The sequence below is a fragment of the Bradyrhizobium sp. P2_E8 genome, from assembly GCF_056403875.1.
On the sequence record NZ_JBFUES010001267.1, the window covers coordinates 1 to 1,829 of the forward strand.

Annotated in this window: 2 protein-coding genes; both read left to right on the top strand. The window is 64.7% G+C overall.

What is annotated here, in order from left to right; all coding sequences use genetic code 11:
• Window positions 1–203: 203 nt before the first annotated feature.
• A complete protein-coding gene (locus AC1D00_RS39370) occupies window positions 204–623 on the top strand; it encodes an organic hydroperoxide resistance protein (RefSeq protein ID WP_477014394.1) in 420 nt (139 codons plus the stop codon).
• A 35-nt stretch (window positions 624–658) separates the two neighbouring features.
• A complete protein-coding gene (locus AC1D00_RS39375) occupies window positions 659–1,687 on the top strand; it encodes an alpha/beta fold hydrolase (RefSeq protein WP_477014395.1) in 1,029 nt (342 codons plus the stop codon).
• The last annotated feature ends 142 nt before the right edge of the window (window positions 1,688–1,829 follow it).

Consider the following 1,829-nt stretch of genomic DNA (forward strand, 5'->3'; position numbering starts at 1 on the left):
GTCATGGAGAGATCTTGGTCCTTGTGAACGGACCGGATAGCCAGATGATCGCGATCCGGCAAGGCCGCTCCTGCATCGGCGTCAGACCGCGCATGCAGGCCTCATGAGGCGCGCAGGCGGAGATCTCACAACTTCTCACAAGTCCAAACGGGTGCCCCGCGACAGCCGCTGCTAGTCAGTTGCGCGACGGCAAGGAGACCTTCATGACGCAAGCGGCAAAACTGCTCTACACGGCCCGAACCCACACCAGCGGCGGGCGGCAGGACGGCATGTCCCGCAGCTCGGACGGCCGCCTCGATGTGCGGCTCTCTCCGCCGGGCGGCGCCGGCATCGGCACCAATCCCGAACAGTTGTTCGCGGCCGGCTGGTCGGCCTGCTTCGAAGGCGCCATGGAGATCGCGGCGCGCAGGCGGAAGATCACGCTTCCCAGGAAATGCGCGATCGACGCGGAGATCGACCTCCTTCTCGATGAAGGCGCTTACTCCCTCCGGGCCCGCCTCAACGTCAGCCTGCCGGGCCTCGATCGCGAGGTCGCACGCGACATCGTCGATGAGGCGCACCAGACCTGTCCCTATTCCATGGCCGTCCGCGGCAACATCGACGTCGCGGTCGCGCTGATCTGACCAGCGTCCCCGACCATCAACAAGGTAGCACCATCATGAAACAGCTCATCGACCAGCATCGCCGCAAGTTTTTTGGCATCGCCGCGGGAACCGTTGCCGCGGGTCTCGGCGTGATCGACCTCGCCCGCGCTGAAACGGAAGCGCCGCGATCTTCCGCATCGAATGCGTCCTTCGGCACGATCAAGCAGATCGATGCCGGCGTCCTCAATGTCGGCTATGCCGAGGCAGGTCCCTCGAACGGTCCCGTCGCGATCCTGCTGCACGGCTGGCCCTACGACATTCACGCCTTCGTCGATGTCGCGCCGATCCTGGCAAAGGCCGGCTATCGCGTCATCATTCCTCATCTGCGCGGATACGGCACGACGCAGTTTCTCTCCGGCGAGACGCTGCGCAATGGCGAGCCGGCAGCGCTCGCCGTCGACATCATCGCGCTGATGGACGCACTCGACATCAAGAAGGCGGCCATCGCCGGCTTCGACTGGGGCGCGCGCACCGCCGACATCATCGCCGCGCTGTGGCCGGAGCGCTGCCGCGCGCTGGTGTCGGTCAGCGGCTACCTGATATCGAGCCAGGCCGCTGGAAGCGCCCCGTTGCCACCGGCAGCTGAGTTGCAATGGTGGTACCAGTTCTATTTCGCGACSGAGCGCGGCCGCGCCGGATACGAGAAGTACACGCACGATTTCGCAAAACTGATCTGGAAGCTCGCCTCGCCGCAGTGGAAGTTCGACGACGCCACCTTCAACCGGAGCGCGGCGTCGCTCGACAACAAGGATCATGTCGCGATCTCGATCCACAATTACCGCTGGCGGCTCGGGCTCGCCCAGGGCGAAGCGAAATACGAGGAGATCGAAAAGAAGCTCGCGGCGGCCCCGCTGATCAGCGTGCCGACGATCACGATGGAGGGCGACGCCAACGGTGCGCCGCACCCCGACCCCAGCGTCTATGCCAAGAAATTCTCCGGCCGGTACGACTATCGCCTGATCACCGGCGGCATCGGCCACAATCTGCCGCAGGAGGCACCGCAGGCCTTCGCCAAGGCAGTCATCGACGCCGACGGCGCCTGAGGATCCGCCGGCACCTCGGTCCAGCCGGGCTGGACCGGGGTCCATCCGTTGATCGAAGCTTGATGAAACCTCATGACGCCAACTGAACCTGCCAAGAAAAGATTCTCCTTCACTACGGTGATGGTGCTCGCCGCGCTTCTCC